Raw genomic sequence first — 24,496 nt, 5'->3', positions numbered from 1 at the left:
GCTCCCGCTCCGGGCCCGCGAGGGGCCTGTGTGGTGCAACACGCTACCCGCACCGGCCGGTCCTCAGCCGAGCAGGACCACTTCCAGTTCGGCCCCCGGCTCCACCGTGGTGACGTCCTCCGGTACCACGATCAGCGAGTCGGCGTGCGCCAGGGCGGCGATCAGGTGGGACCCCGATCCGCCGACCGGGCTGACGGTCCCGCTCTGCGCGTCGTAGGCGCCGCGCAGGAACTGACGGCGGCCGGCGGGGGAGCCGATGGCCCGGTCCGCCTTGAGCACGGCCCGTACGGCCGGACGGCTGACGTCGGGCAGGCCCATCAGCGCCCGGATCGCGGGGCGGACGAACAGCTCGAAGGAGACGTAGGACGACACCGGGTTGCCCGGCAGCGCCAGCAGGGGGGTGTGGTCGGGGCCGATGGTGCCGAAGCCCTGCGGCTTGCCCGGCTGCATGGCCAGCTTGCGGAAGTCGATCCCGGCGCCGTCCACCGCGTCGGAGCCGGTGGCGACCGCCGTCAGCGCCTCCTTGACGACGTCGTACGCGCCGACGCTGACCCCGCCCGTGGTGACCAGCAGGTCGGCCCGGACCAGCTGGTCCTCGATGGTCGCGCGCAGGGTGTCCGCGTCGTCCGCGACGGCGCCGACCCGGTAGGCGAGGGCGCCGGCGTCCCGCGCGGCCGCTGCCAGCGCGAAGCTGTTGGAGTCGTAGATCGACCCGGCGCCCAGGGCCTCCCCCGGCTGGACCAGCTCGCTGCCGGTGGACAGGACGACCACCCGGGGCCGCGGCCGGACCCGTACGCTGCCCCGTCCGATGGCGGCGAGCAGCGCGATCTGCGGCGGACCGAGCACCGTACCGGCTGCCAGCGCCAGGTCACCGGCCTGTACGTCGCTGCCGCGCGAGCGGACGTGCTGCCGGGCCTCGGCCGGCCGGTGCACCCGTACCTCGCCGCCCGCGCCCTCGGGTGCGGCGCTGGCCGGGGTCATCTGGGAGGCCGCGCCGCCGCCCGTGCCGCCGTCGGTCCACTCGACCGGTACGACGGCCTCCGCGCCGGGCGGCAGCGGGGCGCCGGTCATGATGCGGGCGGCCTGGCCGGGGCCCACGGTGGGCAGTTCACCGCTGCCCGCAGCGACGTCCCCGATCACCGTCAGCACCGCGGGGAACTCCTCGCTCGCCCCCTGGACGTCGGCCACCCGGACGGCGTAGCCGTCCATGGAGCTGTTGTCGAAGGGCGGCAGGGCGACGGGCACGGTGACGTCCTCGACCAGGACGCAGCCCTGGGCGTCGAGCAGCTGGAGCTCGATGGGCTCCAGCGGCCGGACGGCGGCGAGGACGTCCGCGAGGTGCTCGTCCACCGACCACAGACGGTGCGGGCCGGTGTCCTGCGGTGCGTCGGGGCTGCTCAAGGTGCTACATCTCCTCCGTGACGTAACGGTGAAGCCAGGTGCGGAACTCGGGGCCCAGGTCCTCCCGCTCGCACGCGAGTCGGACGATGGCCCGCAGGTAGTCACCGCGGTCCCCGGTGTCGTAGCGGCGGCCCCGGAAGACCACGCCGTGCACCGGGCCGCCCACGCTCTCGTCGGCGGCAAGCTTCTGCAGGGCGTCGGTCAGCTGGATCTCGTTGCCGCGGCCCGGCTCGGTCTCCCGCAGTATGCCGAAGATCGCGGGGTTGAGGACATAGCGTCCGATGACCGCGTAGTTGCTGGGGGCGTCAGCCGGCTCCGGCTTCTCGACGAGTCCGGTGATCCGCACGACGTCCGGCTCGTCCGTCGCCTCGACGGCGGCGCACCCGTAGAGGTGCACGTTCGCCGGGTCGACCTCCATCAGGGCGATGACGGTGCCGCCGGTGCGGGCGTGGACGTCGACCATCTGGCGCAGCAGCGGGTCGCGGGGGTCGATCAGGTCGTCACCGAGCAGGACGGCGAAGGGCTCGTCGCCGACGTGCGGCTCGGCGCAGAGCACGGCGTGGCCGAGGCCGCGCGGGTCGCCCTGGCGGACGTAGTGCATGGTGGCCAGGTCGCTCGACTCCTGGACCTTCTTGAGCCGGTCGTCGTCGCCCTTGGCGATGAGGGCGGACTCCAGTTCGTAATTGCGGTCGAAGTGGTCTTCGAGGGCGCGCTTGTTACGTCCTGTGATCATGAGTACGTCGTCGAGCCCCGCCGAGACGGCCTCTTCGACCACGTATTGGATGGCGGGCTTGTCCACGACCGGAAGCATTTCCTTCGGGGTCGCCTTGGTCGCCGGGAGGAAGCGAGTGCCGAGGCCCGCGGCCGGGATGACGGCCTTCTTGATCACGGGGTGCAACTGATTCATGCGCAGAACGATAGTGGGTTACGCAGAAACGCCAGGTCAGATTCCGGGGAGAAGCTCCCGGTCTGTGCCGCTTCGGAAGGAAATCTGATCCAGCTGTGGCAGGGAACCAGTCAGACGCGTCCGGCCGGAGGGCGGCCCGCGTGGCCGAGAAGGCGGCCTTGCGCCGCGAGCTGCTCGCGGCCCGCCGCGCCCGCTCCGCCGAGTCGCGCCGTACGTCGGCCCGCGCGCTCGCCCGCTCCGCCTCGGGACTGCCCGAACTGGCCGGAGCGGCGACGGTCGCCGCGTACGTCTCCGTCGGCACCGAACCCGGCACCCGCGAACTGCTCGACGCGCTCCGGGCGGCCGGGAAGCGGGTCCTGCTGCCGCTGCTGCTGCCCGACAACGACCTCGACTGGGCGGTGTACGAGGGCCCGGACAGCCTCACCGCCACCGCGCACGCGGGGAAGATGGCGCTGCTGGAGCCGTCCGGGCCGCCGCTGGGCCCGGACGCGGTGACCGGGGCGGACGCCGTCCTGCTGCCGGGACTCGCCGTCGATGCGCGCGGGATGCGGCTCGGACGCGGCGGGGGCTCGTACGACAGGGTGCTGGAGCGGCTGGAGCGCGCCGGGGCGCATCCGGCGCTGGTGGTGCTCCTCTACGACGAAGAGGTGGTCGCGCGGGTCCCGGAGGAACCGCACGACCACCCCGTCCGGGCGGTGGCCACCCCGTCGGGGGTGGTCCGCTTCGAAGGATTCTGAGCTCTACGGCTTGAGCGTCAGGGTGTCGGCCGTGGCCTTGTCCACGGCCTCCTTGCCGAACGGCCAGTCCAGCAGCTCGCCCTTGGCCCACATCGTGGTCTGGTCGGTGTAGTGGGAGTTGTACGCGTGTCCCGAGGCGCCGGTCAGGTTGATCCAGCGGGACTTGTCGAGGTCGTTGAGGTTGACGACCATCCGCATCGACGGCACCCAGGTGACGCCGTAGCCGCTGGAGGCGTTCCAGCCGGTGGCGTTGACCGTGGCCTCGCCGCCGCCCAGGTTCCACGGTCCGCGGTTCAGCAGCCACCGCATGAAGCCGGGGCCCTCGGTGCCGATCGTCTGGTTCTTGAGCGTCAGCTGGTGCAGCCGGCCCCAGCTCCAGGTCGACTGGTCCTTGCCGAGCTTGGCGGTCAGCTCCCAGCGGGCGTCCTTCATGGCCCGGGCGAACAGCTCGTCGCGGGTCGTGGTCGGCTTCTCCCGCACGGTGCCGGGCGACTTCCACCACGCCGACTTCTCGTCCTTGACCAGGCGGCGGACCACCTCGAACCAGCGGTCGCCGCCGTCCGGCTGCGCCGTGTCGGCTCCGCGGCTACCGCACTCGCGGACGATGTCGGCGAGGTCGTCGGCGGGCCCGTTGCCACTGTCCTGGACGTTCATGCAGCTGTTGGTGACGCGCAGTTCCCTCGGCATCTTGTCGCCGAAGGCGCGCTTGAGGATGTTGCGCCAAACGGCGTTGAAGTAGGCGGCCGCCGCCGAGTCGGGCTCCTGGGTGTAGTTCCAGTCCTCCAGCAGCTTCTGCGCCGAGCGCACGTCCGGGTCGGAGACCTGGATCTTGGCCAGCATCGGCGTCAGCAGCGCGGCGATCTCGCTGCTGTTGTCCATCTGCATGGTGCGCATGTCATCGGTGGAGATCTTGCCGTTGTCCTTGGTCTTCGCCTCGATGAGGTCGTTGATCCGCTGGCTGCGGGCGCCGTAGCCCCAGTCGGTGGTCAGCACGTACGGGTACTTGCCCGCGCCGGTGCCGCTCTCGGTGACGGCCTGGTTGGCCGTCACGATGTAGCCGCGCGCCGGGTTGAGTTCGTACGGCATCTCGTCCTGCGGGACGTAGCCGCTCGTGCCGTCCTTGCCGCCCTTCCAGGCGTACTTGGGGTCCCAGCCGGGCGCCGGCATGCGGCCGTCGCCGACGCGGATCGGGACGCGGCCCGGGGCCTGGTAGCCGATGTTGCCGTTGGGGCCCTTGTTGTCGGCGTAGATCAGGTTCTGGGACGGGACCTCGAAGTCGCGGGCGGCGGCGCGGAAGCCCGCGAAGTCCTTGGCCCGGTCGAGCTTGAAGACGGCGTCCATCGACTTGCCCGGGTCCAGCGCCGTCCACCGCAGGGCCACGCCGTAGCCGTCGCCGCGGTCGGGGGCGGAGCCGCTGACCGGGGCGCGGGAGCCGACGGTGGCGAGCTCGTCGCTGCGGTCGGAGATCAGCGGGCCGTTGTTGGTGGTGCGGACCGTGATCCGCTTGCTCTTGCCGCCCGCGACCTTGATCTCCTCCTCGCGGGTCGTGAAGGGGACCACCTTGTTGTCGTAGACGTAGCCGTCGGGCTTGATCTGCTCCAGGTAGAGGTCGGTGACGTCGGCGCCGAGGTTGGTCATGCCCCAGGCGATGTCGGCGTTGTGGCCGATGACCACGCCCGGCATGCCGGAGAAGGTGAAGCCGGCCACGTCGTACTGGCACTGGGGCGAGACCGCGCGGCAGTGCAGGCCCATCTGGTACCAGACGGAGGGCAGCTGGGGCGCGAGGTGCGGGTCGTTCGCGAGCAGCGGCTTGCCGGTGGTCGTGTACTTGCCCGCCACGACCCAGGAGTTCGAGCCGATGCCGCTGCCGTTGGGGCCGAGGATGGCCGGGATCTCGTCCAGGGTCTTGGCGAGGGAGGACAGCTGGGTGCGCAGGCCGACGCTCGCGCCCTGGGCGGAGGCGTTGTCGGCGAGGCCGGTGGTGATTTGGCCGTTCGGGGTGGCCTGGGAGCCGGTGCCGGTCCCCGTGCCGGTTCCGGTTCCGGTTCCGGTTCCGGTGGAGCCCGTTCCGCTGCCCGTGCCCGTCGAGCCCGCGGACGCCGTGCCCTGGGGGACGTACTTGCCCCCGGAGACGGCGCCGCCCTCGACGATCGGCTTGTTCCGGTCGAAGGGGTACGGCGGGTAGAGGTCGTCGATCTGCTGCGGCGAGAGCTTGCCGGCCATCAGCGAACGGTCGATCTCGTCCTGCATGTTGCCGCGCAGGTCCCAGGCCATCGCCTTGAGCCAGGCCACCGAGTCCACCGGCGTCCACTGCTCCGGCGTGTAATCGCCGGTCAGCTTGAGGGCCGCGTGCTCCACGGAGAGGTCCTTGCCGGACTTCCCCTTGAGGTAGGCGTTGACCCCGTCGGCGTACGCCTGGAGGTACTTCTTGGTCTCCGGTGAGAGCTTGGTGTCGTACTCGCTCTGCGCGACCTGGCGCCAGCCCAGCGTGCGCAGGAAGGCGTCGGTCTCGACCTGGCCGGAGCCGAACATCTCGGAGAGCCGCCCGGAGGTCATGTGGCGGCGGACGTCCATCTCCCAGAAGCGGTCCTGCGCGTGGACGAAGCCCTGCGCGCGGAAGAGGTCCTCGTCGTTGTCCGCGTAGAGCTGCGGGATCCCGTGCTCGTCGCGTTTGACCTCGACGGCCGCGGTCAGGCCGGGCAGCTTGAGGGAGCCGGTGGTCTGGGGATAGGAGGCACGGACGCCGTCGACGCTCCAGTACGCCCCGTAGCCGAGTCCCGCCAAGAGCGCCAGGACCATGACGAGCACGATCAGACGTGCGCGTCGTCCCTTCTTCTTGACGGAAGGGCCGGATGAGTTGGCGGGCATCGCTGTCCTTAGAGGGGCAGGGTGGTCCTGGGATTGCTGGAAGCCACCATAGGCGCAGGACCGCCCTCGATGATCCGCCAGGGGTCGAGGTCCGTAGGACAGGGGCGGGCGCACGTTTCACAATGTGGTTGTCGAGTAAAGACTCCGTCAAAGATTAGGTAAGGTAACGAAGTACTTGTCACGTGCCTCCGGAGGAACGATCCGTCAGGGCACATGGAGGGAAAGGGCCGCCCGCTGACTGTCCACCTGCTCAATGAGCTCCTGCTGGTCTGCTCGCTCGTGCTGCTCGTCGCGGTAGCGGCGGTACGCGTCTCCTCGCGCAGCGGTCTGCCCAGCCTGCTCATCTACCTCGGCATAGGCATAGCGATAGGCCAGGACGGCATAGGCAACGTCGTTTTCGACAACGCCGAACTGACCCAGGTCATCGGCTACGCCGCGCTCGTCGTGATCCTCGCCGAGGGCGGTCTGGGCACCAAGTGGAAACAGATCAGGCCGGCCCTGCCGGCGGCGATCACGCTCTCCCTCCTCGGGGTGGCGATCAGCGTGGGGGTCACGGCGGCCGGGGCGCACTACCTGGTCGGACTGGAGTGGCGCCAGGCCCTGCTGATCGGCGCGGTCGTCTCCTCGACCGACGCCGCGGCCGTCTTCTCGGTGCTGCGCAAGGTGCCGCTGCCGTCCCGCGTGACGGGTGTGCTGGAGGCGGAGTCCGGCTTCAACGACGCCCCGGTGGTCATCCTGGTGGTGTCCTTCGCGACCGTCGGACCGGTGGACGACTGGTACGTCCTGATCGGCAAGATCGCCCTCGAACTGGCCATCGGCACCGCCATCGGCCTCACGGTGGGCTTCCTGGGCGCGTACGGCCTGCGGCACGTGGCGCTGCCCGCCTCGGGCCTCTACCCGATCGCCGTGATGGCCATCGCGATCACCGCGTACGCCGCCGGCGCGATGGCGCACGGCTCCGGCTTCCTCGCGGTGTACCTGGCGGCGATGGTCCTCGGCAACGCGAAGCTGCCGCACTGGCCCGCCACCCGGGGGTTCGCGGACGGGCTCGGCTGGATCGCCCAGATCGGCATGTTCGTCCTGCTCGGCCTGCTGGTGACCCCGCACGAGCTGGCCAAGGACTTCTGGCCCGCGGTGATCATCGGACTGGTGCTGACGATGGTGGCGCGGCCGCTGGAGGTGTTCGTCAGCCTGCTGCCCTTCCGGATCCCGTGGCAGGAGCAGGCCCTGATGTCGTGGGCGGGCCTCCGCGGCGCCGTGCCCATCATCTTGGCCACCATCCCGATGGTGACCGGCATCGAGGGCAGCGACCGGGTCTTCAACATCGTCTTCGTCCTCGTCGTCGTGTACACCCTGGTCCAGGGCCCGACCCTGCCGTGGCTGGCGCGCAAGCTCGAACTCGGCGCCGCGGACGAGGCGGCGGACCTGGGCATCGAGTCCGCTCCGCTGGAGAAGCTGCGCGGGCACCTGCTGTCCTTCGCCATACCCCCGGCCTCGCGGATGCACGGCGTGGAGGTCGGAGAGCTGCGGCTCCCGGCCGGGGCGTCGGTGACGCTGGTGGTGCGGGACGGGAAGAGCTTCGTACCGGCGCCGTCGACGGTGCTGCGTCGGCAGGACGAGCTGCTGGTGGTGGCGACGGACCAGGTACGGGACGCGGCGGAGGCACGGTTGCGGGCGGTCGCGCGGGGCGGCAAGCTCGCGGGATGGCTGGGGACGGGCTCGAACGGGGCTTGAGGCGGGGCCCGGGTGGGGCTCGGGTGGGGCTCGGGTGGGCCTTTGGTGGGGCTTCGGAGCGTTAGAGCGACGTTCTAAATCTGTGATTTCGCGGTCCGGTGGGCACTTCTGCCCTGCTTTGACGGCTTGCGGAATGCGAACTTCCAGTTAATCGCAGGTGAACCCATAAATTGTCGTCGGAATCACAGGGCGTAAGCGACGGTCTGCCTGTACGATAAAGGCACACCAGAACGAACCAACTCTGCCTGACGCAGAGCTGGCGCGACCGCAAAGCGGCCGTGGCCCCCGCAGTGGGCGCCCAGGTATCACTCGGTTCTGCGCAAGAGGACAGCTCTCGGGGCTCCCACATGTACGGGTGCGGCTCGCCCACAAGGTGCCGCACCGTCCGCAGACGGGGAGTTCTACCAGGCAGCGGAAAGGCAAGGCCGTGACATCCGCGGTCACGACCGACTCGTCCGCCCGCCCCGGCTACGGACAGCTCCTGCGCACTCCCGGCGCCCTCGGCTTCCTGCTCCCGGGCTTCGCCGCCCGCCTGCCGTTCGGCATGCTGACCATCAGCATCCTGCTGCTCGTCCAGCACACCACCGGCTCCTACGCCAACGCCGGCATCGTCTCCGCCGTCACCGGCATCTCCATGGCGCTGTGCGCCCCCCTGATGGGCAACCTGACCGACAAGCACGGCCAGAGCGCCGTCCTGCTGCCGGTCGTACTCCTCCACGCCGCCGCCGTGAGCGCCCTGGTCGCGCTCGCGCTGCTCGGCGCCCCCGTCCTCGCCCTCGCCGCCGCCGCGATCCCGGCCGGCGCCTCGGTGCCGCAGGTCGGGCCGATGGTCCGGGCCCGCTGGGCCGCCAAGCTGGAGGGCTCGCCGCTGCTGCCGACCGCCGCCGCGTTCGAGTCCGTCACCGACGAGTTCACCTTCGTCGTCGGCCCGGTCCTCGCGACCGCGCTGTGCACCGGCCTGCACCCCTCGGCCGGGCTCATCACCGAAGCCACGCTCTCGCTGCTCGGCGGCCTGCTCTTCGCCGCCCAGCGCGCGACCCAGCCCAAGGGGCACGCGCAGACCTCCACCGGCGGCAAGCGCGCCTCGGCCCTGTCCTTCCCGGGTCTGCGCGTCCTGATCGTCGCCTTCCTCGGGATCGGCGCCGTCTTCGGCGGCATGCAGGTCTCGATGGCCGCCTTCTCCAGCGAGATGGGCAGCCCGGGTGCGAACGGCCTGCTGTACGGCGTCTTCGCCGCGGGCAACATGCTCGCCGGCATCGCCTGCGGCGCCATCGCCTGGAAGATCGGCCCGCGCCGCCGGCTGCTGCTCGGCTACATCGGGCTGACCGCCACCGCGTCGCTGCTGTGGACCGCCGACTCGATGGTCCTGCTCGCCGCCATCGGCCTGCTCGTCGGTCTGTGCATCGCCCCGGCCCTGATCACCGGCTACACGATGATCGAGGCGCTGATCCCGGCGAACGCCCGCACCGAGGCCTTCACCTGGCTGACCGGTGCGGTCGCCTTCGGGCAGGCCATCGCCGTGATCGTGGCCGGCCGCCTGACGGACGCGCACGGGTCCTCGTACGGGTTCCTCGTGCCGGCGGCCGCGACCGCGCTGGCGCTGGTCACGCTGCTTTCCCTGCGGGCGAAGCTCGCGCCGAAGGCGGCCGGCCGGATCGTCAGCTCTTCGGAGACCCCGCAGGCCCGGGAGAACCGGGGCCGGCAGCGGGACCTCAGCACCGTCTGAGGGTGGTGTCGGTCACCGCGCGGCCGAGATCGGTGGACTGTTCCGCCGGAATACGTCACCATGGAGCGTCGTTAGCACTCATTGAGTGAGAGTGCCAGGAGGAAATTCGTGCCGACCTACCAGTACCAGTGCACCGAGTGCGGTGAGGGCCTTGAGGCCGTGCAGAAGTTCACCGATGACGCACTGACCGTGTGCCCGAACTGCGACGGACGCCTGAAGAAGGTGTTCTCCGCGGTCGGCATCGTCTTCAAGGGCTCCGGTTTCTACCGGAACGACAGCCGTGGTGCGTCGTCGAGCAGCACGCCCGCTTCGAAGCCGGCTTCGTCCACGACGTCGACCGCCGCCGCCCCGGCCGCCGCGTCCTCGACCACGTCGTCCTCGTCGACCACGAGCAGCAGCTCCACCTCGGCCGCCTGACCCGTCCGCTTTCCGCCCGGCCCCGCCGCCCTCACCTGGGCGGCGGGGCCGTGTGCGTCCGCGGCTAGGGTGACCGTATGGCGAACGCAGAGATCGGTGTCATCGGCGGCTCGGGGTTCTACTCCTTCCTGGAGGACGTCTCCGAAATACAGGTGGAAACCCCCTACGGGCCCCCCAGCGACTCCCTGTACCTGGGTGAGCTGGCCGGCCGGTCGGTGGCGTTCCTGCCGCGGCACGGGCGCAGCCACACCGTCCCGCCGCACAAGATCAACTACCGGGCCAACCTGTGGGCGCTGCGCTCGGTCGGCGTGCGCCAGGTGCTCGGGCCGTGCGCGGTGGGGGGTCTGCGGGCCGAGTACGGGCCGGGCACGCTGCTGGTGCCGGACCAGCTGGTGGACCGCACGAAGTCCCGCGTGCAGACCTTCTTCGACGGGGAGCCGCTGCCGGACGGATCCGTCCCGAACGTCGTGCACACCACCTTCGCCGACCCTTACTGCCCGGTCGGGCGGGCGGCGGCGATGGGCGCGGCGCGCGGGCGGGGCTGGGAGCCGGTGGACGGCGGCACGATGGTCGTGGTGGAGGGCCCCCGGTTCTCGACGCGCGCCGAATCGCTCTTCCACGCGGCCATGGGGTGGTCGGTGGTCGGTATGACCGGGCACCCGGAGGCGGTCCTCGCGCGGGAGCTGGGCCTCTGCTACACCTCGATGGCTCTGGTGACGGACCTGGACGCGGGCGCCGAGACGGGCGAGGGCGTCTCCCACACCGAGGTGCTGAGGGTGTTCGGCGAGAACGTCGGGCGGCTGCGCGAGGTCCTGTTCGACGCGGTCGCGGCCCTGCCGCCGACGGAATCCCGGGACTGCCTGTGCACGCACGCGCACGACGGCTGGGACCTGGGCATCGAGCTGCCCTAGCGCCGCACTCACCCCTGGGGGTGACGGGGTTGTCCACAACCTGGGGACGGTCCACAGGCGTGAGCGGGATCGGGCGCCGGGGCGGATCGTGAGGGGTGTCCGGACGCCGGGTCCGGACCCCGAACCCACAGCCGGGCGGTGTTCCGCATGTCCGCGTTCCTTTCCCCGCAGCTTTCCTCGTCCCCTTCTCCTACGGGATCCCCTTCTCCTACGGCACCCCCTTCTCCTACGGGCCCGACTCCCGGGGCCCTGCCTCTCACGCGCCTGCCTCCCACGGGCCTGCCCGCGCACCCCGTCCCGCTCTTCCCGCCGCTGCGGGTGGGGCGTGGCGGGGACCGCCTCGGGCGCGCCGTGCGACGTCGGAGGCGGGCCGGGGCGGCGGGGCTGGCCGTCGTCGCGGCCGCGCTGGCGGTCGGCGGGACACAGGCGCGGGCCTCCCGGGGCGCCGGACCGCCGGAGGCGGGACCGCCGCCCACGGTGGTGCGGATGGTGTCGGCCCCCGTACGCATCGCGGACGCGGCGACGGTGCGGCTGCTGCGGCCCGGGGACCGGGTGGACGTGGTGGCGGCGGAGCGCGCCGGGCCGCCCCGGGTGGTGGCTGCCGCGGCTCGGGTCGCGCGGGTGCCGGAGCCGGAGGGGACGCCGGGCGACGGCGGGGCCCTGGTGGTGCTGTCCGTCCCCCGGGAGACCGCGCGGGCCCTCGTCGGCGCCGGCAGCGTGTCACGGCTGGCGGTGACCTTGTGCTGAATCGGACGGGTGACCTGTCACACCGTCTTCGGAAGGGCTTCGATTGGACAGGCGGGGCCCCGGCTGCCGTAGTTTTCGCAACCGTTGGATCCGTGTTCCGTAGATGGTTCCGCAGATGCGAGATGAGGCTCAGTCGTGAGCAAGAAGAACGAGAGCGTCCTGGCGGGCTTCAAGGCCTTCCTGATGCGCGGCAACGTCGTCGACCTGGCGGTGGCCGTGGTCATCGGCGCCGCGTTCACCAACATCGTGAACTCCGTGGTGAAGGGGATCATCAGTCCGCTGGTGGGCGCCTTCGGCACGAAGAACCTGGACGTCTACTCGTCCTGCCTGAAGGCCCCGTGCGGCGTCGACGCGAAGGGGGACCCCACCGGCGTGAACATCATGTGGGGCTCGGTGCTGAACGCCACGCTGACCTTCCTGATCACCGCGGCGGTCGTCTACTTCCTGATGGTGCTGCCGATGGCGAAGTACCTGGCCAGGATGGAGGAGAGGCGCAAGGCCCGGGAAGGCGTGCAGGAGACCATGGAGATCACCGAGCTGGAGGTCCTCAAGGAGATCCGCGACAACCTCGTCGCCCAGCGCACCGGCTCCGGCCAGGCCGGCGGCCCCGGGGTCCAGGCGGCGCAGGGACCGGGTTACGGACAGGGGCCCGGTTACGGCCAGGCGCCGGGTTACGGACAGGGACCGGGCTACGGCCAGGCACCCGGTTACGGCCAGGGGCGCGACGGCTCCGTCTGAGCCCCGGCGCTCACACGTGGTGCGGGGGCTTCTCGTCGAGGAAGCGGGCCAGGTCGGCCGCGCTGCCGCCGGCGGGGGGCCGCTCGCCCCAGCCGCGGTCCGTGTCGTCCGAGGACTGCTGGTCCAGGGGGTCACCGAAGTCGAGCTTCGGCTTGGGCCTGGGCTTGGGCTTCGCCGCCGCGGCGGCGGGCGCGGCGGCCCCGGGCCCGGTCGTGGGGGAACCCGAGGGGTCCGCGGGGTCCTGGCGGTCGGAGGCGGGGGCGGTGCTCATGCCCCCAGGGTACGTTCGCTCCCGCCGGGGCCACCGGTCAGCCGCCGGACCCCGCCCGCGGGGCGGCACAGCCCCACCGGCGCACACCCCGGGACGCGGGCCCGCGAGCGGTACCCCGTTTCACCGCGGACCCGCGCGCCTCGGGTGCCGGCCGGCGTCCGGCTGCTGTCCTGGGCGCCATGTTGTACGTACGAATGACCGCCCGGCGCCCGGACGAGGCGCACCGGACCGCGACGCCGCTGGAGCTGTTCTTCGACCTCTGCTTCGTCGTCGCGGTCGCCCAGGCCGGGGCACGGCTGGTCCACGCCTTGGCCGAGGGGCACTTCGGCGCCGGCATCACCGGCTACCTCTTCGTCTTCTTCGGGGTGTTCTGGGCCTGGCTCAACTTCTCCTGGTTCGCCTCCGCCTACGACTGCGACGACATCCCGTACCGGGTGGCGACCCTGGTCCAGATCGCCGGCGTGCTGATCTACGCGGCCGGGGTGCCGCGGGCCTTCGACGCCCAGGACTGGACCGTGGCGGTCTTCGGCTACGTGGTGATGCGCATCGCGCTGACCGCGCAGTGGTTGCGCGCCGCCGCGGGCGAGAGCGGACCGGCCCGGCGCTCGGCACTGATGTACGCCGCCGGTCTGGTGGTGTGCCAGGCGGGTTGGATCGCCCTGCTCGCGGCTCCCGCGGGCGCACGGCGCTGGCTGTTCCTGGTGCTGGTGGCCGCCGAGCTCTCCGTCCCGTTGATCGCCGAGAGGCGTCACCAGACGGCCTGGCACCCGCACCACATCGTGGAGCGGTACGGCCTGTTCACGCTGATCGTCCTCGGCGAGACGGTGTCGGCGAGCACCGTCGCCGTACAGTCCGCCCTCGACGAGCAGGAGGCTCTGGGCGTGCTGCTGCCGATCGCGGCCGGCGGCCTGCTGATCGTCTTCTCCGCCTGGTGGATCTACTTCGCGGTTCCCGCCCACGAGCGGCTGTCCGGCAACCGCCAGGCGATCCCCTGGGGTTACGGGCACTACGTGATCCTCGGTGCGGCGGCGGCCGTCGGCGCCGGGATGGAAGTGGCGGTCGAGCAGGCGGTGGGCAAGGCCCACATCTCGCAGCTGGCGGCGAATCTGACGGTCACCGTACCCACCGCCCTGTATCTGGTCGCCGTCTGGTTCCTGCACGCCCGCCACTTCAAGCGCACGACGGCCCAGCAACTGCTGCTGCCGCTCTCCGCGCTGGCGATCCTGGCCTGCTCCTGGAGCGGGGAGGACGCGGTGCTGTGGGCCGGCCTGGTCATGGGGGCCTCGGTGGCGGTGGGCGTGACCTTGACCGAGCGGACGCGTTCTGGTGCGTGAGTACAGACGGTCGGGGGCGGCACGGCGACTGCGCCGACGACGAGGAAGAAGGTGCGGGCCATGACAGTCCCGGCACAGCGGTACGCGGACCGGCCCGGGCAGGAGCTGGCCGATCCGGCCTTCTGGCAACTGCCCCCCGATGACCGCCTGGCCGCTTTCGCCCGGCTGCGGGCGCTGGACGCCCCGGTGTTCGTCCCCGAGGGCCGGGGGCGCGGCCACTGGGCGCTGGTACGGCACGCGGACGTGCAGGAGGCGAGCCGGCTGCCGAAGGTGTTCGCCAGCGCGCCCGGGGTCACCACCCCGGAACCGGCCCGCTGGGTGCGGGCACTGTTCGGGGACTCCATGGTCAATCTGGACGGGCCGGACCACGCGCAGCTGCGGAAGATCGTGCAGCGCGCCTTCACGCCCCGGCTGCTGGCCGCGGCCGAGGCGGACATCCACGCGGTGGCGGCCCGGATCGTGGACGACGTACTGGCGCACCGGCCCGACGAGTTCGTCTCGGCCGTGGCTTCCCGGCTGCCCCTGGAGGTCATCTGCAACATGATGGGCATCCCGGAGCGCTACCGGCCGGAGATCGCCGACCGGGTCAACCACGCCTCCGAGAACATCGGGGTCGAGCGCGGCCTGGCGGCCCGGCTGCGGATGCCCGGCCGGGGGCTGCGGGCGCTGGCCCGGATGCAGCGGATGGTCGCGGGCATCGGGCGCGAGCGGCGCAGGAACCCTCAGGACGACCTGATCTCCGCGCTGATCTGCGCGAACGTGGACGGCCAGGCGCTCGGGGCGCGGCAGCTGGGCGCGTTCTTCTCGCTGTTGATGGTGGCGGGGGTGGAGACCACCCGCAACGCCATCACGCACGGCCTGACCCTGCTCACCGACTTCCCCGACCAACGCGGCCTGCTGCTCGGCGACTTCGAGACGTACGCCGACGGGGCGGTGGACGAGATGGTCCGCCACTCGACGCCGATCATCCAGTTCCGCCGGACGGTGATCGCCGAACACCGGCTGGGCGGCCACCTGTTCCGGCCGGGCGACAAGGTGGTGCTGTACTACGCCTCCGCCAACCGTGACGAGGCCGTCTTCCCCGACCCGGACGCCTTCGACATCACCCGCTCGCCCAACCCGCACCTGGGGTTCGGGGGCGGCGGCCCGCACTTCTGCCTGGGCGCGCATCTGGCCCGGGTGGAGATGAAAGCGCTGTTCCGGGAGCTCCTGACCCGGCCGGTGGGGCTGCGGGCGGCGGGCCTGCCCGATCTGGCGGGCTCCAGCTTCGACAACCGGGTCCGCTCGCTCCGGTTCTCCTTCGACCAGCCCTGACGAGAGGGCGGTTCGAAGCGGTGCGGCGGGTGCCGGCCGCCGGGCGGGCTGGGGGCCCGGCGGCCGGAGAAAGGTGCGCCGGGCTACTGGCGCAGGCTCTGCACCGTGATGACGCAGTGGGCGCTGCTGGTCAGCACCGCCTCGTCACCCGCGAACGCCTGGAGCAGCTCCGGGCTCACCGGCCGGCCCGGGACGGCCTCGGGCCAGGCGGTGGTGGCGAAGAGGAAGTACGCCTGCCCGCTCTCGCCGGCCGCCGTCACCCACTCGTCGGGGGCGGTGCAGGTGGCGTTCAGGCCGGGCAGGGTGAGCGCGACCTGGTTGCCCGCCAGCAGGATCTTCACCGCGAAGGTGGAGGGGCTGCGGGTGCCGTCCATGACCACGTCGCCGATGGGCAGCCCGATCTCCTCCAGCAGCCCGCGGGCGGCCGCCTCACCGGCCTCCTTGCCCTTCGGGCCGTCGCCGAGGGTGTAGGCGAGGAGGTAGGGGATGTCGTGGCCTTCGGAGGGGTCGCCGATCCAGGCGAGCACCGAGAGGGTGCCGAGTTCGGACCGGTCGATTTCGGCTTGGGTTGAAGTCATGCGCCGCACCTTAGTGCTCTCTCCCACGGCCCTTTCACGGCCTTTCACCCGCGCGGGCTACGACGCCGCTAGACCGCCCAGAATCCCCCGCCGGAATTCGCCTGGATGTTCGCGTCCTGGTACTGGAGCCGTACGACGCGCACCTTTTCCGGGATTTCGAACACCACCCACCCTTCGGCCCGTTCGCCGACCGCGAGGGAATCGAAGACGAGCGGTTTGCCCGTCGTCAGTTCACCGGTGGGCACCACCGCGTGCCGGCCGCCTGCACTGTCGTACGCCCACATGCGCCCGAGCGCCCCGTACGAAGCGCCGCCCACGTTGACGAACGACATCGAGGCGGCCGCCCAGCGCGTCCCGGCGGCCGGCGCGAAGTTCTTGTCGACGCTGACGGCCGGGTCCACGTACGCGTTCAGCACCACCTGGAGGTGACGGCCCACCTGGCGCCCCCGCACCCGTACGGACTCACCCACATGAGCGTCCTTCGCGGCGCCGGCCTGGGCCTGCGCGCCGGACCCGGCCGGATCCTCACCGGCGCCGGGCGCCCCGTCGTCCACCGGGACCCCGGGCGCCGCCGCGGGGGCCGGGGCCTCCCCCGCGGGCGCGCTCTGGCAGGCGGTGGCACCGAACAGCAGGCAGGGCAGGAGGGCGGCGACGGCGAGGGCGGAAGCGGAGTGGCTGCGCATACGGGATCCCTTCGGGGATCTTCGGGGATGTATTCCGGCCAGTTTCACGCGGCCGGGCGGGAAATTGCACACACCGACACGAGCCGGCGAAGCACATCGGCGCCCGACTGCCAGCACAATGCGTTCCGGCGGAATTCCGCCACCCACATCCACCTGGAGGAATGATGGCCCTGACCGGCCCCCGAATGGCTCTGTCCGCGTTCTCCGCACTGGCCGCCGCAGCGGTATGCGCCACCCCGGCCACCGCCACCTCTTACGACAATTCGATTTCCGTACGCCCGTACGCCCACATCACGCCGGAGGGCACGATCACCCTTTCCGGGACGTACGTCTGCAACGACCCCTCACCCGCGGGGGCGGTGCAGCTGATGACCGTGGTCGTCCAGGACTCGGTCCGCCTCGGCGGCAACGCGGACGAGGAGCCCGTCTGCGACGGCGCGGAGCACAGCTGGCACAGCCACGCCAGGCTCGCCTGGACCCCCGGCCTGCACGCCGGTGAGGCGGGCGTCGAGGCGCGGCTCCAGCGGGTCAACCGGGCCGGCGGCATCATGCCGAAGTCGGTCGACACCCTGGCGGAGGACGTCCACGGCGCCGAGGTGGTCGACCACCGGTGACCGGGGCCGAGAGCCCGGCAGGTATAGCGCCGGCCCCTCCGGTAGCCGCCGCTACCGGGAGGGACGGCCGCGGCCGGGTCATACGCGAGGCCGTCGGCAACGGGCCGACGGCGACGGCGTCCTCCCGCGAGCCGGGCCGTCAGCGGCAACGGGGTGCGGCGCCGGTCATCGACATGAAGGCGACCGTCTGGCAGCCCGGCTCCGCGTGCGGGCGGCCCGTCGTCCAGTCCACGACGGCCGGGACGCCGGCCAGCAGCAGGAGCAGTGCGAGGATCCCGGTGGCGGCACGCCCGTTCAGGCGGCGCACGTCACGGTCCCCGCGTCACACGTCGGTTCCATGGCCGCATCATCACCCCACACCCCGAACCGCACAACCTGTGACATTCCCGTCACTTTCCGCCGTGGGGCACGCCCGTCGCCTCGAACTCGCACCAGACGGCCTTCCCCTCGCCCCGGGACTCCACCCCCCAGTGCGAGGCCAGCGCGTCCACCAGCAGCAGCCCGCGCCCGGTGGTCGCCGACTCCCCCGGGGTGCGCCGGCGCGGCCACACGCTGGAGCGGTCCTTGACCCACAGCCGGATCCGCCGGACCGGCTCGGGCAGCACCTCCATCGTCAGCACGGCCCCGCCGTCGGTGTGCAGCAGGGCGTTGACCAGCAGCTCCCCGGCCGCCAGCTCCACGTCGTCGGCGAGCTCCGGCATGCCCCAGTCGCGCAGCGCCTGCCGCAGGGCGTAGCGGGCCTCCGAGAGGCCTTCCGGGTCGGCCTGGTGGATGTACTGGTGGATCCGGGGAGCGCGGTGCGTGCCCGGGTCGGGGGCCCGGCGCAGCACCAGCAGGGCCACGTCGTCCCCGGAGCCCCAGCGCTCCCAGAGCCGGTCCGAGAGGTGGTCGGCGAGGGCACCGGCGTCCTCGGGGCCGCTGCGCACCGCGTGGGCGAGCGCCTCCATGCCCTGCGTGATGGCGGTCCCGGGTTCCTCCACGAGCCCGTCGGTGCACAGCACGAGCGTCTCTCCGGGCACCAGGTCGAGGCGGGTCTCGGGGAACTCCTCCTGCTCGAACACCGAAGCCAGTCCGAGCGGCAGGCCGCCGCGCACGTTGGGCCAGCCGGTTCGGCCGTCGGTGTGCCGGATCAGCGGTCCGAGGTGGCCCGCGCGGACCGCCCGTACGCCTCCCGTCTCCAGGTCCACCTGCGCGTACATGCAGGTCGCGAAGCGTTCGGTGTCGAGCTCGGCGAGGAAGCGCGAGGCCCTGGCGAGCACCGTGGACGGGGGGTGCCCCTCGCCCGCGTAGGCCCGCAGCGCGATCCTCAGCTGGCCCATGATGGCCGCCGCGTGCGTGTCGTGGCCCTGTACGTCGCCCACCACGATGCCGACCCGGTCGCGGGGCAGCGCGATCACGTCGTACCAGTCCCCGCCGACCTCGCGCCCGCTCCAGGCCGAGTGGTAGCGCACGGCGATCTCCCCGCCGCTGATCCCGGGGATGCGGCGGGGCAGCATCGCGGCCTGGAGGCCGGTGGCGAACTCCCGCTCCTGGTCGAAGAGCAGGGCCCGCTGGAGCGACTGGGCCACGATGCCGGCCAGGCCCAGGCACAGGTTGCGTTCCTCGGGGCTGAACTCGCTGCGCCGCCGGTAGAACAGCACCAGCCCGCCGATCGCCTTGGCCTGCGCGATCAGCGGGAGGTAGGCGGCCGCGTCGTACGGGATCCGGGCGAGGTAGTCCGCGAGCAGCGGGAACTCGGCCGCGAGGTCGGTGAGCGAGGTGACGAAGCGCGCCTCCCGGGTGACCACCGCGTGCGAGAGCGGCAGCGAACCGTCCAGCCGGGTGAACTGCCGCTCGCTGAGGATCTCCAGGCTCTCCCCGCTCAACGCGATGATCTTGATGGCGTCGTTCTCGACCAGCCCCAGCGCCAGCCCGTCCGCGCCGAGCCGCTCCAGCGCGCCCGCGCCGGTCAGGCTGGCCGTCACGTCGTCCACGGTCACCGCCCGGGACAGGGCCTCCGTGGTGCGCTGCACGATGGTCGCCTGGTGGGCGCGGGCCGTCTCCAGTTTCCGCAGGGCGGTCAGCTGGGCGAGTTCGGCCGTCGCGTCCCGGACGATCCCGATGATCCGTACGGGCCTGCCGCCCGCATCGCGCAGCACCCGGCCCTGCGTGTGCGTCCACTGGTCGCGGCCGTCGCGCCGGCGCACCGTGAAGTACGCGCCGTACGTCTCCTCCCCGCTGTCCAGGACGCCCTGCACGGTGTCCGCGAGGCGCGCGCTGTCATCGGCCGGGATCCGCAGCCCGAGGCCTTCCGGGGTGTCGTGGAACTCCGCCCGCTCCAGGTCGAAGACGGTCAGGCCGGCGTCGTCCAGCACCAGCACCCCGGTGCCCAGGTTCCAGTCGAAGCTGCCCATACCGTTCAGGGCGAGCCGTTCCCCGGGCCCGGTCAGGGGCTCCCGTGATGCCGGGCCGTCCGGCCCGGGTCCGTCGGATCGCTCCGCCGCTGCCAAGAGACTCACACCACCTAACGGCCCGGCCAGCACGGCTGGGAGATCAGCCGCTCCCACTCCTCGTCAGGATGCCCCGGAAGGGTCCGCCCGGCCTCTCGCCAGCGCGAGAGGAGGGCGAGGTAGATCGTGTGCTGCTCGCCGGACGCGAAACCGGAACCGAATCCGGGGCCGGGGCCGGGGCCGAATCCGGGGCCGGAACCGGGGCCGAATCCGGGGCCGGAACCGGAACCGAATCCGGGGCCGGGGCCCGGGGCGGGCCCGGCCGGGGGCTGCTCCCCGCGGCTCGCCGGAATGCGTACCCAGCCACGGCCGCCGCCCTGTGCTCGCTCCGCGCCCATCACGACCCCTTCTCAGCGCACCGACGTCGCTCACCGCAGATACGTCTTGGGATACCCCGCGGGCGCCCGGTCGACCCCGGTCCCGCCGGGGGAGCCCGGCAGCGCGCCCCGGCCGCCGAGGCGCTCCAGGACTCCCTTGACCAGTCTCCCCGCCGTGAAGCCGGCGCCGTGCACGAATCGCATGGAAGGGCCGAACGAGGGAGCGGTCAGCAGCCCCGCGAAGAACAGGCCGGGCCACGAGGACTCGAAACGCGGGCCCAGCTCGGGCGTGCCGCCGTCGCCCACGGTCGCCAGCGCGGCCCGCAGCCCTGCGTCCAGCAGCTCCAGCCGGCGCAGCTCCGGGGCGAAACCGGTGGCCGCGATGACGTGCGCGACGTCCAGGACGACGGACTCCCCGGCCGCCGTCGTCAGCCCCAGCCGGGTCCGCTCGCCGACGGCGACCGCCCGGTGCAGGTGGTGCCCGAGCAGTACGGGGACCCGCTGCTCGAAGCGGTCCCTCAGCCACCACGCCCCGGCCGGCCCCAGCGCGGTGGCGGCGATCCGCTCCCGGGTGGCCGCGGGCAGCCGCCGTACCGCCCAGGGCAGCTCCGACCACACCCAGCTGCGCCAGCCGGTGCCCAGACCGCTGTGCGGGTCGCGCAGGGCGCGGGTCAGGGGCCGCTCCAGCGGCTGGGGGACGGTGTTCCAGTCCAGCCGCCGGCGCCGGGCCACCAGGCACGGCCGGGCCCCCGCCTCGGCCAGCAGCGCGGCGGTCTCCAGGGCCGCCTGCCCGGCGCCGAGGACGGCGACCTCGCGGCCGGCGAAACGGGTGAGGTCGCGGTGGCCGCTGCTGTGCGAGCAGTGACCGGGCGGCAGGTCGCGCAGTGCCGCGGGGAGGTTCACGAACGGCATGACCCCGACGGCGAGCGCGACCGTACGGGTGAGCAGCGGCGGCCCCTCCGCGGTCCTGACCACGAAGCCGTCGCCGCGCGGGGCCACCTCGGTGACGGTGACCTCCTCCACCTCGGGACCGCCGGCGTGCCGGGCGAACCAGAGCCCGTACGCGCTGAACGTGCGGATCGGCAGCGGGCTGCCGTGCTCGGCGGCCAGCCCCCGGGTGGCGCAGTAGTCCGCGAGGGTGTGCCGCCCCGCGGGCGCGGACAGGTTCGAGGACCAGGGCTCCGACTTGAGGTACATGCCCGCGGGCATGTGGTCCCGCCACGACGCCATGGGCCGTCCCAGGACCCGTACTCCGAGCCCGGCGGCCGCCGCGTGCGCGGCGATCGACAGCCCGTACGGTCCCGCGCCGACCACCACGAGATCGTCCATCCGCGTCATCGCTGTCCTTCCCGTCCCATGGATGCCCGGCCGCGCCCTGGTGCGAGCGGCCCTCGCCCCGGCCGCCGGAACCCTCCGCGCGGCCCGGCGGGCGGCGCGGGAGGGTCCGGCGGACTCACCGGGTCACCGGATCACCGCGTCACCAGCTCGTCCGGTTCCGCCGGCGCCTCCGGCGGCGCGGCGCTGCGGGGCGACGAGCCGCCCGAGGCGGCCGGAGGCTGCTGCCGACCCCGCTGGCGGGGCGCGCGGACCACCATCCGGGCGGTGCGCCGGCCCCGCGCGGGAACCCCGCGCAGCACCCGTGCGCCCTTCTCCGCGCCCCGCCCGAGGAACGCGGCCAGCATCGCCAGGAACGGCGCCAGGTCGTCGGCGGCGAACCAGGCCGCCTCCACCCGGCCGGACCGCGGCGCGACCGGGCCGGCCGTCGCCGTGCCCCGGCCGGCGCGCGGGCCGAACGGCAGGCGACGGCCCCGTACGGCCGCCAGCAGCGCGTAGTTCTCCGCGAGGAACACCCGGCCGGGACCGCCCGACGGCTGCGGTACCCGTTGCCCCGTCAGATCCATGTACATCGCCTGCACCACGTCCAGCCCGCTCGCGTCGGTGAACAGCCGGAACTGCGCTCCGGGACGCGGGTTGAAGTCCACCAGCCGGAAGCAGCCCCGCTCGTCGCGGCGGAAGTCGAGGTCCAAGATGCCCTGGTAGCCGAGCCGTTCGGCGAGCCGCAGCCCCGCCTCCTCCACCGCCGGGTCCGGCAGCCACCGCCCCACCGCCGTCAGCCCCGTCCGCACCGGCCAGGACAGCTCCTTGCGGCCCGAGCCGACCAGCAGCGGGTGGCCGTCCCGGCCGAAGGCGCCGTGGAAGAACCAGTCCGTGTCCGTACCGGCCGGCAGGAACCGCTGGAGCAGCAGCCGGCTCCCCGCCTCCGCCGAGCGCTCGTACAGCCGACGCGCCTCGGCGGCGCAGTGCAGCAGCGTGGTGCTCCGCAGCCCGGCGCCCGAGGGCAGCAGCCACGGCCGGCTCCACTTCGCCACCACCGGCAGGCCCAGCCGCCACGCGGCCTCCGCGGCCTCGGTCGCGCTCGCCGGGATCACCGTCTCCGGGTGCGGGATGTCCCAGCGCGCGCACAGCCGGGACAGCTCCGCCTTGTCGGCCACCCGGGCGGGCAGGCCGTCGGGCTGATGGGGGATCCGGTAACGCCCGGTCAGCATCGGCGCCATCCGCGACACGGCGATGGCGCTCAGGTCGTCCATCGCGACCAGCACCGCCGGCCGCCCGATCCGCTCGGACACCCCGACGAGGCACTCCAGCAACGCCTCCGGTGCCTGCGGATCCAGCCCTCCCTCGGGCCCCGGATGCGCGGCGCGCAGGTACCGCGAACGTCCCATGGGACCTCCCCCGGCCTCGACGACGGCATGGACCTCCACGCCCCTGCGGCCAAGGGATCTGACGGCGCCGAGGGTTCCGTGGTGGAACGGATTGCGATCGAGTCTGAGCAGTACGGCGGGCACATGGTTGGCGAACGCGTGCATGGCAGCGGTGTCTTTCACCTAGTCGGACCAAGCGGGAATGGTACGCACCTGCGAATGGCCTACTGATGGGTCATCGGACAGGCCATTCGTCGGATGTGATGTCTAACGTCGTTGGTGACCGCACCGGTTCAGGAAGCTCGGGAGATGCCATGCGCAGACCACACCGCCGACTGGCGAGCACCTGCATCGGTACGGTCACGGCCGGACTCCTCGCATCCGGCGCGGCTCTGGCGGCGCCGGAACCGCAGCCGCCGTCCGGCTCCGGTTCCGGCGCCGACATCGCCATGGGCGCCTACCTCGACTTCGGGCCGCCCGGTGTCGCGCGGATCCCGTACCTGTCGCGCTGGCTGGGCGGCAAGGAGATCCGGGTCGGGCACACCTATCTGCCCGGCGACCGGTGGGCCGGGATCGAGGGCTCCGTGGACTTCCTGGAGGACTGGGCCGAGTGGCGCCAGGCCCGCGACGACCGGATGTTCGTGCTCAACGTGCCCATGCAGGCCCGCAACGAGGACCGGGTGTCGGACTGGCAGGTGGCCCGGCTGATCGCCGCCGGTGCGCGGGGCGAGTACGACGGCCACTTCCGCAAGCTCGCCGAGAGGCTGGTGGACCTGGGCGTGCCGGACACCGTCATCGTGCTCGGGTGGGAGATGAACGGGGCCACGTACACCCACCGCTGCGGTCCCGACCCGGACAGGTGGAAGGCGTACTGGAGGCGCGTGGTCAACACGATGCGCTCCGTGCCCGGACAGAAGTTCAAGTTCGATTTCGCCCCGAACCGGGGTTCGGACGCGATCGGCTGGACCCGGTGCTACCCGGGTGACGACGTGGTCGACGTCATCGGGATGGATTCGTACGACCAGGGCCCCGGCCGGACGTTCGACGAGCAGATCAGCCAGTCGTACGGGCTCCAGCAGCACGTCGACTTCGCGAAAGCACACGGCAAGCCGATCTCGTACCCGGAGTGGGGGCTGTTCCGGCGCGGGGACAATCCCGAGTACGTACGGCGCATGCTCAAGTGGATCGAGCAGCACAAGCCGCTCTACCACACCATCACGGACTACTGCCCGCACGGCGTGTGGCAGTGCAAGGCGAACCCGCGGTCGGCCCAGGCGTTCCGTACCGCGCTGACCCCGCGCAAGCCGGACCCGGTCACCCCGACGCCCGTCGTCCCGACGCCGCCCGTGGTCCCGACGCCGCCGGTGGTCCCGACCCCACCGGTCGTCCCGACGCCACCGGTCGTCCCGACGCCGCCCGCGGTCCCGACGCCGCCGGTCGTGCCCAGCCCCAGCCTGCCGGCACCCGTCGCGTCCGAACCGGTGGCGCCGAGCCCACAGGTCCCGTCGCCGAAGCCCACTCCGACTCCCACGCCCACACCCACTCCCACGCCCACACCCGCCTCCCCCACTCCCGAGGCGCCGGTGTCCGAGAGCCCGGTCCCGCTGCCGAGCACACCGGATCCGGCCCCGGCGAGCCCCTCGGTCCCGCCGGTCGACCCCGTCGTCCCCGACCCGGTGCCCGTCCCGGTCCCCGTGCCGTCGCCCACACCCGAGCCCACGCCGACACCCACGCCGACACCCACGCCCGCCCCCTCCGTCGTGCCGAGTCCGCTGGTGCCCGTCGCGCCCCACCTCCCCGTGGTGCCGCCCAAGCCGAAGCCGCCCGGCACGAACAGCACCCAGTGGTGCGTGCCGATCAACTTCGGCGAGTGGCTGTCCAAGCTCGTCGGCAACCAGGCCGTCTGCATCAAGATCGACTGGAGCAAGGGCTCGCTCTGGCCGTTCTAGCCGCCGGCCCCGGCTCCGGCTCCGGCCGGGGCACCGGCACGGTCGCGGGCGCGTCCCTC

General features: G+C 72.6%; 22 protein-coding genes. 11 read left to right on the top strand and 11 right to left on the bottom strand.

The window, feature by feature from the left end:
* Positions 1-63: 63 nt before the first annotated feature.
* Positions 64-1,401 carry a molybdotransferase-like divisome protein Glp gene (glp, locus tag OG861_RS18550; RefSeq protein ID WP_329195922.1) on the bottom strand — a complete coding sequence of 446 codons (1,338 nt, stop codon included), beginning with the start codon at positions 1,399-1,401 and terminating at the stop codon, positions 64-66.
* A 4-nt stretch (positions 1,402-1,405) separates the two neighbouring features.
* Complete coding sequence (galU, locus tag OG861_RS18545; protein WP_329195924.1) at positions 1,406-2,308, bottom strand: UTP--glucose-1-phosphate uridylyltransferase GalU; 903 nt, start codon at positions 2,306-2,308, stop codon at positions 1,406-1,408.
* Between the two features lie 140 nt (positions 2,309-2,448).
* Here galU and OG861_RS18540 point away from each other — a divergent pair, with 140 nt between their 5' ends.
* A complete protein-coding gene (locus OG861_RS18540) occupies positions 2,449-3,045 on the top strand; it encodes a 5-formyltetrahydrofolate cyclo-ligase (RefSeq protein ID WP_329195925.1) in 597 nt (198 codons plus the stop codon).
* Positions 3,046-3,048: 3 nt separating this feature from the next.
* On the opposite strand, the gene OG861_RS18535 is transcribed toward OG861_RS18540, so the two are convergent.
* Complete coding sequence (locus OG861_RS18535; RefSeq protein WP_329195926.1) at positions 3,049-5,913, bottom strand: penicillin acylase family protein; 2,865 nt, start codon at positions 5,911-5,913, stop codon at positions 3,049-3,051.
* Positions 5,914-6,126: 213 nt separating this feature from the next.
* Here OG861_RS18535 and OG861_RS18530 point away from each other — a divergent pair, with 213 nt between their 5' ends.
* From OG861_RS18530 to mscL, 6 genes are all read left to right on the top strand, one after another.
* Entirely contained in the window at positions 6,127-7,647 is a 1,521-nt protein-coding gene (locus OG861_RS18530) for a potassium/proton antiporter (protein WP_329195927.1), read from the top strand.
* 427 nt (positions 7,648-8,074) lie between these two features.
* Positions 8,075-9,373: an MFS transporter gene (locus OG861_RS18525; protein ID WP_329195928.1), complete on the top strand. Its 1,299-nt coding sequence runs from the start codon at positions 8,075-8,077 to the stop codon at positions 9,371-9,373.
* A gap of 108 nt (positions 9,374-9,481) precedes the next feature.
* Positions 9,482-9,790, top strand: coding sequence for an FmdB family zinc ribbon protein (locus tag OG861_RS18520; RefSeq protein ID WP_329195929.1), 309 nt, complete (start codon positions 9,482-9,484; stop codon positions 9,788-9,790).
* A 77-nt stretch (positions 9,791-9,867) separates the two neighbouring features.
* Positions 9,868-10,701: an S-methyl-5'-thioadenosine phosphorylase gene (locus tag OG861_RS18515; protein ID WP_329195931.1), complete on the top strand. Its 834-nt coding sequence runs from the start codon at positions 9,868-9,870 to the stop codon at positions 10,699-10,701.
* 147 nt (positions 10,702-10,848) lie between these two features.
* Positions 10,849-11,448, top strand: coding sequence for a hypothetical protein (locus OG861_RS18510; RefSeq protein WP_443064464.1), 600 nt, complete (start codon positions 10,849-10,851; stop codon positions 11,446-11,448).
* 135 nt (positions 11,449-11,583) lie between these two features.
* A complete protein-coding gene (gene mscL / locus OG861_RS18505; protein ID WP_329195935.1) occupies positions 11,584-12,186 on the top strand; it encodes a large conductance mechanosensitive channel protein MscL in 603 nt (200 codons plus the stop codon).
* A gap of 10 nt (positions 12,187-12,196) precedes the next feature.
* On the opposite strand, the gene OG861_RS18500 is transcribed toward mscL, so the two are convergent.
* Positions 12,197-12,457 (bottom strand): hypothetical protein, encoded by a 261-nt coding sequence (locus OG861_RS18500; RefSeq protein ID WP_329195937.1) that lies wholly within the window; start codon positions 12,455-12,457, stop codon positions 12,197-12,199.
* Between the two features lie 179 nt (positions 12,458-12,636).
* Between OG861_RS18500 and OG861_RS18495 the strand changes: the two genes are divergently transcribed.
* Together OG861_RS18495 and OG861_RS18490 are read left to right on the top strand one after the other, a co-directional pair.
* Positions 12,637-13,791, top strand: a complete 1,155-nt coding sequence (locus tag OG861_RS18495; protein ID WP_329195939.1) for a low temperature requirement protein A — start codon at positions 12,637-12,639, stop codon at positions 13,789-13,791.
* Positions 13,792-13,851: 60 nt separating this feature from the next.
* The gene (locus OG861_RS18490; protein ID WP_329195941.1) at positions 13,852-15,105 is read left to right on the top strand and encodes a cytochrome P450; all 1,254 of its coding nucleotides are present in this window, start codon (positions 13,852-13,854) and stop codon (positions 15,103-15,105) included.
* A gap of 83 nt (positions 15,106-15,188) precedes the next feature.
* Here the strand turns inward: OG861_RS18490 and OG861_RS18485 are convergent, their stop codons facing one another.
* Together OG861_RS18485 and OG861_RS18480 are read right to left on the bottom strand one after the other, a co-directional pair.
* Entirely contained in the window at positions 15,189-15,683 is a 495-nt protein-coding gene (locus OG861_RS18485; protein WP_329195943.1) for a DUF5949 family protein, read from the bottom strand.
* A 68-nt stretch (positions 15,684-15,751) separates the two neighbouring features.
* Entirely contained in the window at positions 15,752-16,366 is a 615-nt protein-coding gene (locus OG861_RS18480; RefSeq protein ID WP_329195944.1) for a hypothetical protein, read from the bottom strand.
* A gap of 185 nt (positions 16,367-16,551) precedes the next feature.
* Here OG861_RS18480 and OG861_RS18475 point away from each other — a divergent pair, with 185 nt between their 5' ends.
* Positions 16,552-16,980: a DUF6299 family protein gene (locus tag OG861_RS18475; RefSeq protein ID WP_329195946.1), complete on the top strand. Its 429-nt coding sequence runs from the start codon at positions 16,552-16,554 to the stop codon at positions 16,978-16,980.
* A gap of 139 nt (positions 16,981-17,119) precedes the next feature.
* Here OG861_RS18475 and OG861_RS18470 read toward each other — a convergent pair whose 3' ends face one another.
* From OG861_RS18470 to OG861_RS18450, 5 genes are all read right to left on the bottom strand, one after another.
* Positions 17,120-17,287 (bottom strand): hypothetical protein, encoded by a 168-nt coding sequence (locus OG861_RS18470; protein ID WP_329195947.1) that lies wholly within the window; start codon positions 17,285-17,287, stop codon positions 17,120-17,122.
* An 82-nt stretch (positions 17,288-17,369) separates the two neighbouring features.
* On the bottom strand, positions 17,370-19,373 hold the full coding sequence (locus tag OG861_RS18465) for a SpoIIE family protein phosphatase (RefSeq protein WP_443056533.1): 2,004 nt from the start codon (positions 19,371-19,373) through the stop codon (positions 17,370-17,372).
* Between the two features lie 110 nt (positions 19,374-19,483).
* Positions 19,484-19,807: a hypothetical protein gene (locus tag OG861_RS18460; RefSeq protein WP_329195949.1), complete on the bottom strand. Its 324-nt coding sequence runs from the start codon at positions 19,805-19,807 to the stop codon at positions 19,484-19,486.
* A 30-nt stretch (positions 19,808-19,837) separates the two neighbouring features.
* Positions 19,838-21,115 carry an NAD(P)-binding domain-containing protein gene (locus tag OG861_RS18455; protein WP_329195951.1) on the bottom strand — a complete coding sequence of 426 codons (1,278 nt, stop codon included), beginning with the start codon at positions 21,113-21,115 and terminating at the stop codon, positions 19,838-19,840.
* Positions 21,116-21,255: 140 nt separating this feature from the next.
* Positions 21,256-22,653 (bottom strand): carboxylate--amine ligase, encoded by a 1,398-nt coding sequence (locus OG861_RS18450; protein WP_443056534.1) that lies wholly within the window; start codon positions 22,651-22,653, stop codon positions 21,256-21,258.
* Positions 22,654-22,802: 149 nt separating this feature from the next.
* Between OG861_RS18450 and OG861_RS34285 the strand changes: the two genes are divergently transcribed.
* Positions 22,803-24,437 (top strand): glycoside hydrolase family 26 protein, encoded by a 1,635-nt coding sequence (locus tag OG861_RS34285; protein ID WP_443064463.1) that lies wholly within the window; start codon positions 22,803-22,805, stop codon positions 24,435-24,437.
* Positions 24,438-24,496: the final 59 nt, after the last annotated feature.

It is taken from the genome of Streptomyces sp. NBC_00539 (assembly GCF_036346105.1).
Lineage (GTDB): Bacteria > Actinomycetota > Actinomycetes > Streptomycetales > Streptomycetaceae > Streptomyces.
This window is presented reverse-complemented; position numbering and strand designations above follow the sequence as displayed.

Coding starts and splice junctions, on each gene's coding strand:
- galU (WP_329195924.1), bottom strand. CDS start 2,308: ATGAATCAGTTGCACCCCGTGATCAAGAAGGCCGTCATCCCGGCCGCG.
- OG861_RS18535 (WP_329195926.1), bottom strand. CDS start 5,913: ATGCCCGCCAACTCATCCGGCCCTTCCGTCAAGAAGAAGGGACGACGC.
- OG861_RS18530 (WP_329195927.1), top strand. CDS start 6,127: ATGGAGGGAAAGGGCCGCCCGCTGACTGTCCACCTGCTCAATGAGCTC.
- OG861_RS18515 (WP_329195931.1), top strand. CDS start 9,868: ATGGCGAACGCAGAGATCGGTGTCATCGGCGGCTCGGGGTTCTACTCC.
- OG861_RS18510 (WP_443064464.1), top strand. CDS start 10,849: ATGTCCGCGTTCCTTTCCCCGCAGCTTTCCTCGTCCCCTTCTCCTACG.
- OG861_RS18500 (WP_329195937.1), bottom strand. CDS start 12,457: ATGAGCACCGCCCCCGCCTCCGACCGCCAGGACCCCGCGGACCCCTCG.
- OG861_RS18495 (WP_329195939.1), top strand. CDS start 12,637: ATGTTGTACGTACGAATGACCGCCCGGCGCCCGGACGAGGCGCACCGG.
- OG861_RS18490 (WP_329195941.1), top strand. CDS start 13,852: ATGACAGTCCCGGCACAGCGGTACGCGGACCGGCCCGGGCAGGAGCTG.
- OG861_RS18485 (WP_329195943.1), bottom strand. CDS start 15,683: ATGACTTCAACCCAAGCCGAAATCGACCGGTCCGAACTCGGCACCCTC.
- OG861_RS18480 (WP_329195944.1), bottom strand. CDS start 16,366: ATGCGCAGCCACTCCGCTTCCGCCCTCGCCGTCGCCGCCCTCCTGCCC.
- OG861_RS18475 (WP_329195946.1), top strand. CDS start 16,552: ATGGCTCTGTCCGCGTTCTCCGCACTGGCCGCCGCAGCGGTATGCGCC.
- OG861_RS18465 (WP_443056533.1), bottom strand. CDS start 19,373: ATGGGCAGCTTCGACTGGAACCTGGGCACCGGGGTGCTGGTGCTGGAC.
- OG861_RS18460 (WP_329195949.1), bottom strand. CDS start 19,807: ATGGGCGCGGAGCGAGCACAGGGCGGCGGCCGTGGCTGGGTACGCATT.
- OG861_RS18455 (WP_329195951.1), bottom strand. CDS start 21,115: ATGGACGATCTCGTGGTGGTCGGCGCGGGACCGTACGGGCTGTCGATC.
- OG861_RS18450 (WP_443056534.1), bottom strand. CDS start 22,653: ATGCACGCGTTCGCCAACCATGTGCCCGCCGTACTGCTCAGACTCGAT.
- OG861_RS34285 (WP_443064463.1), top strand. CDS start 22,803: ATGCGCAGACCACACCGCCGACTGGCGAGCACCTGCATCGGTACGGTC.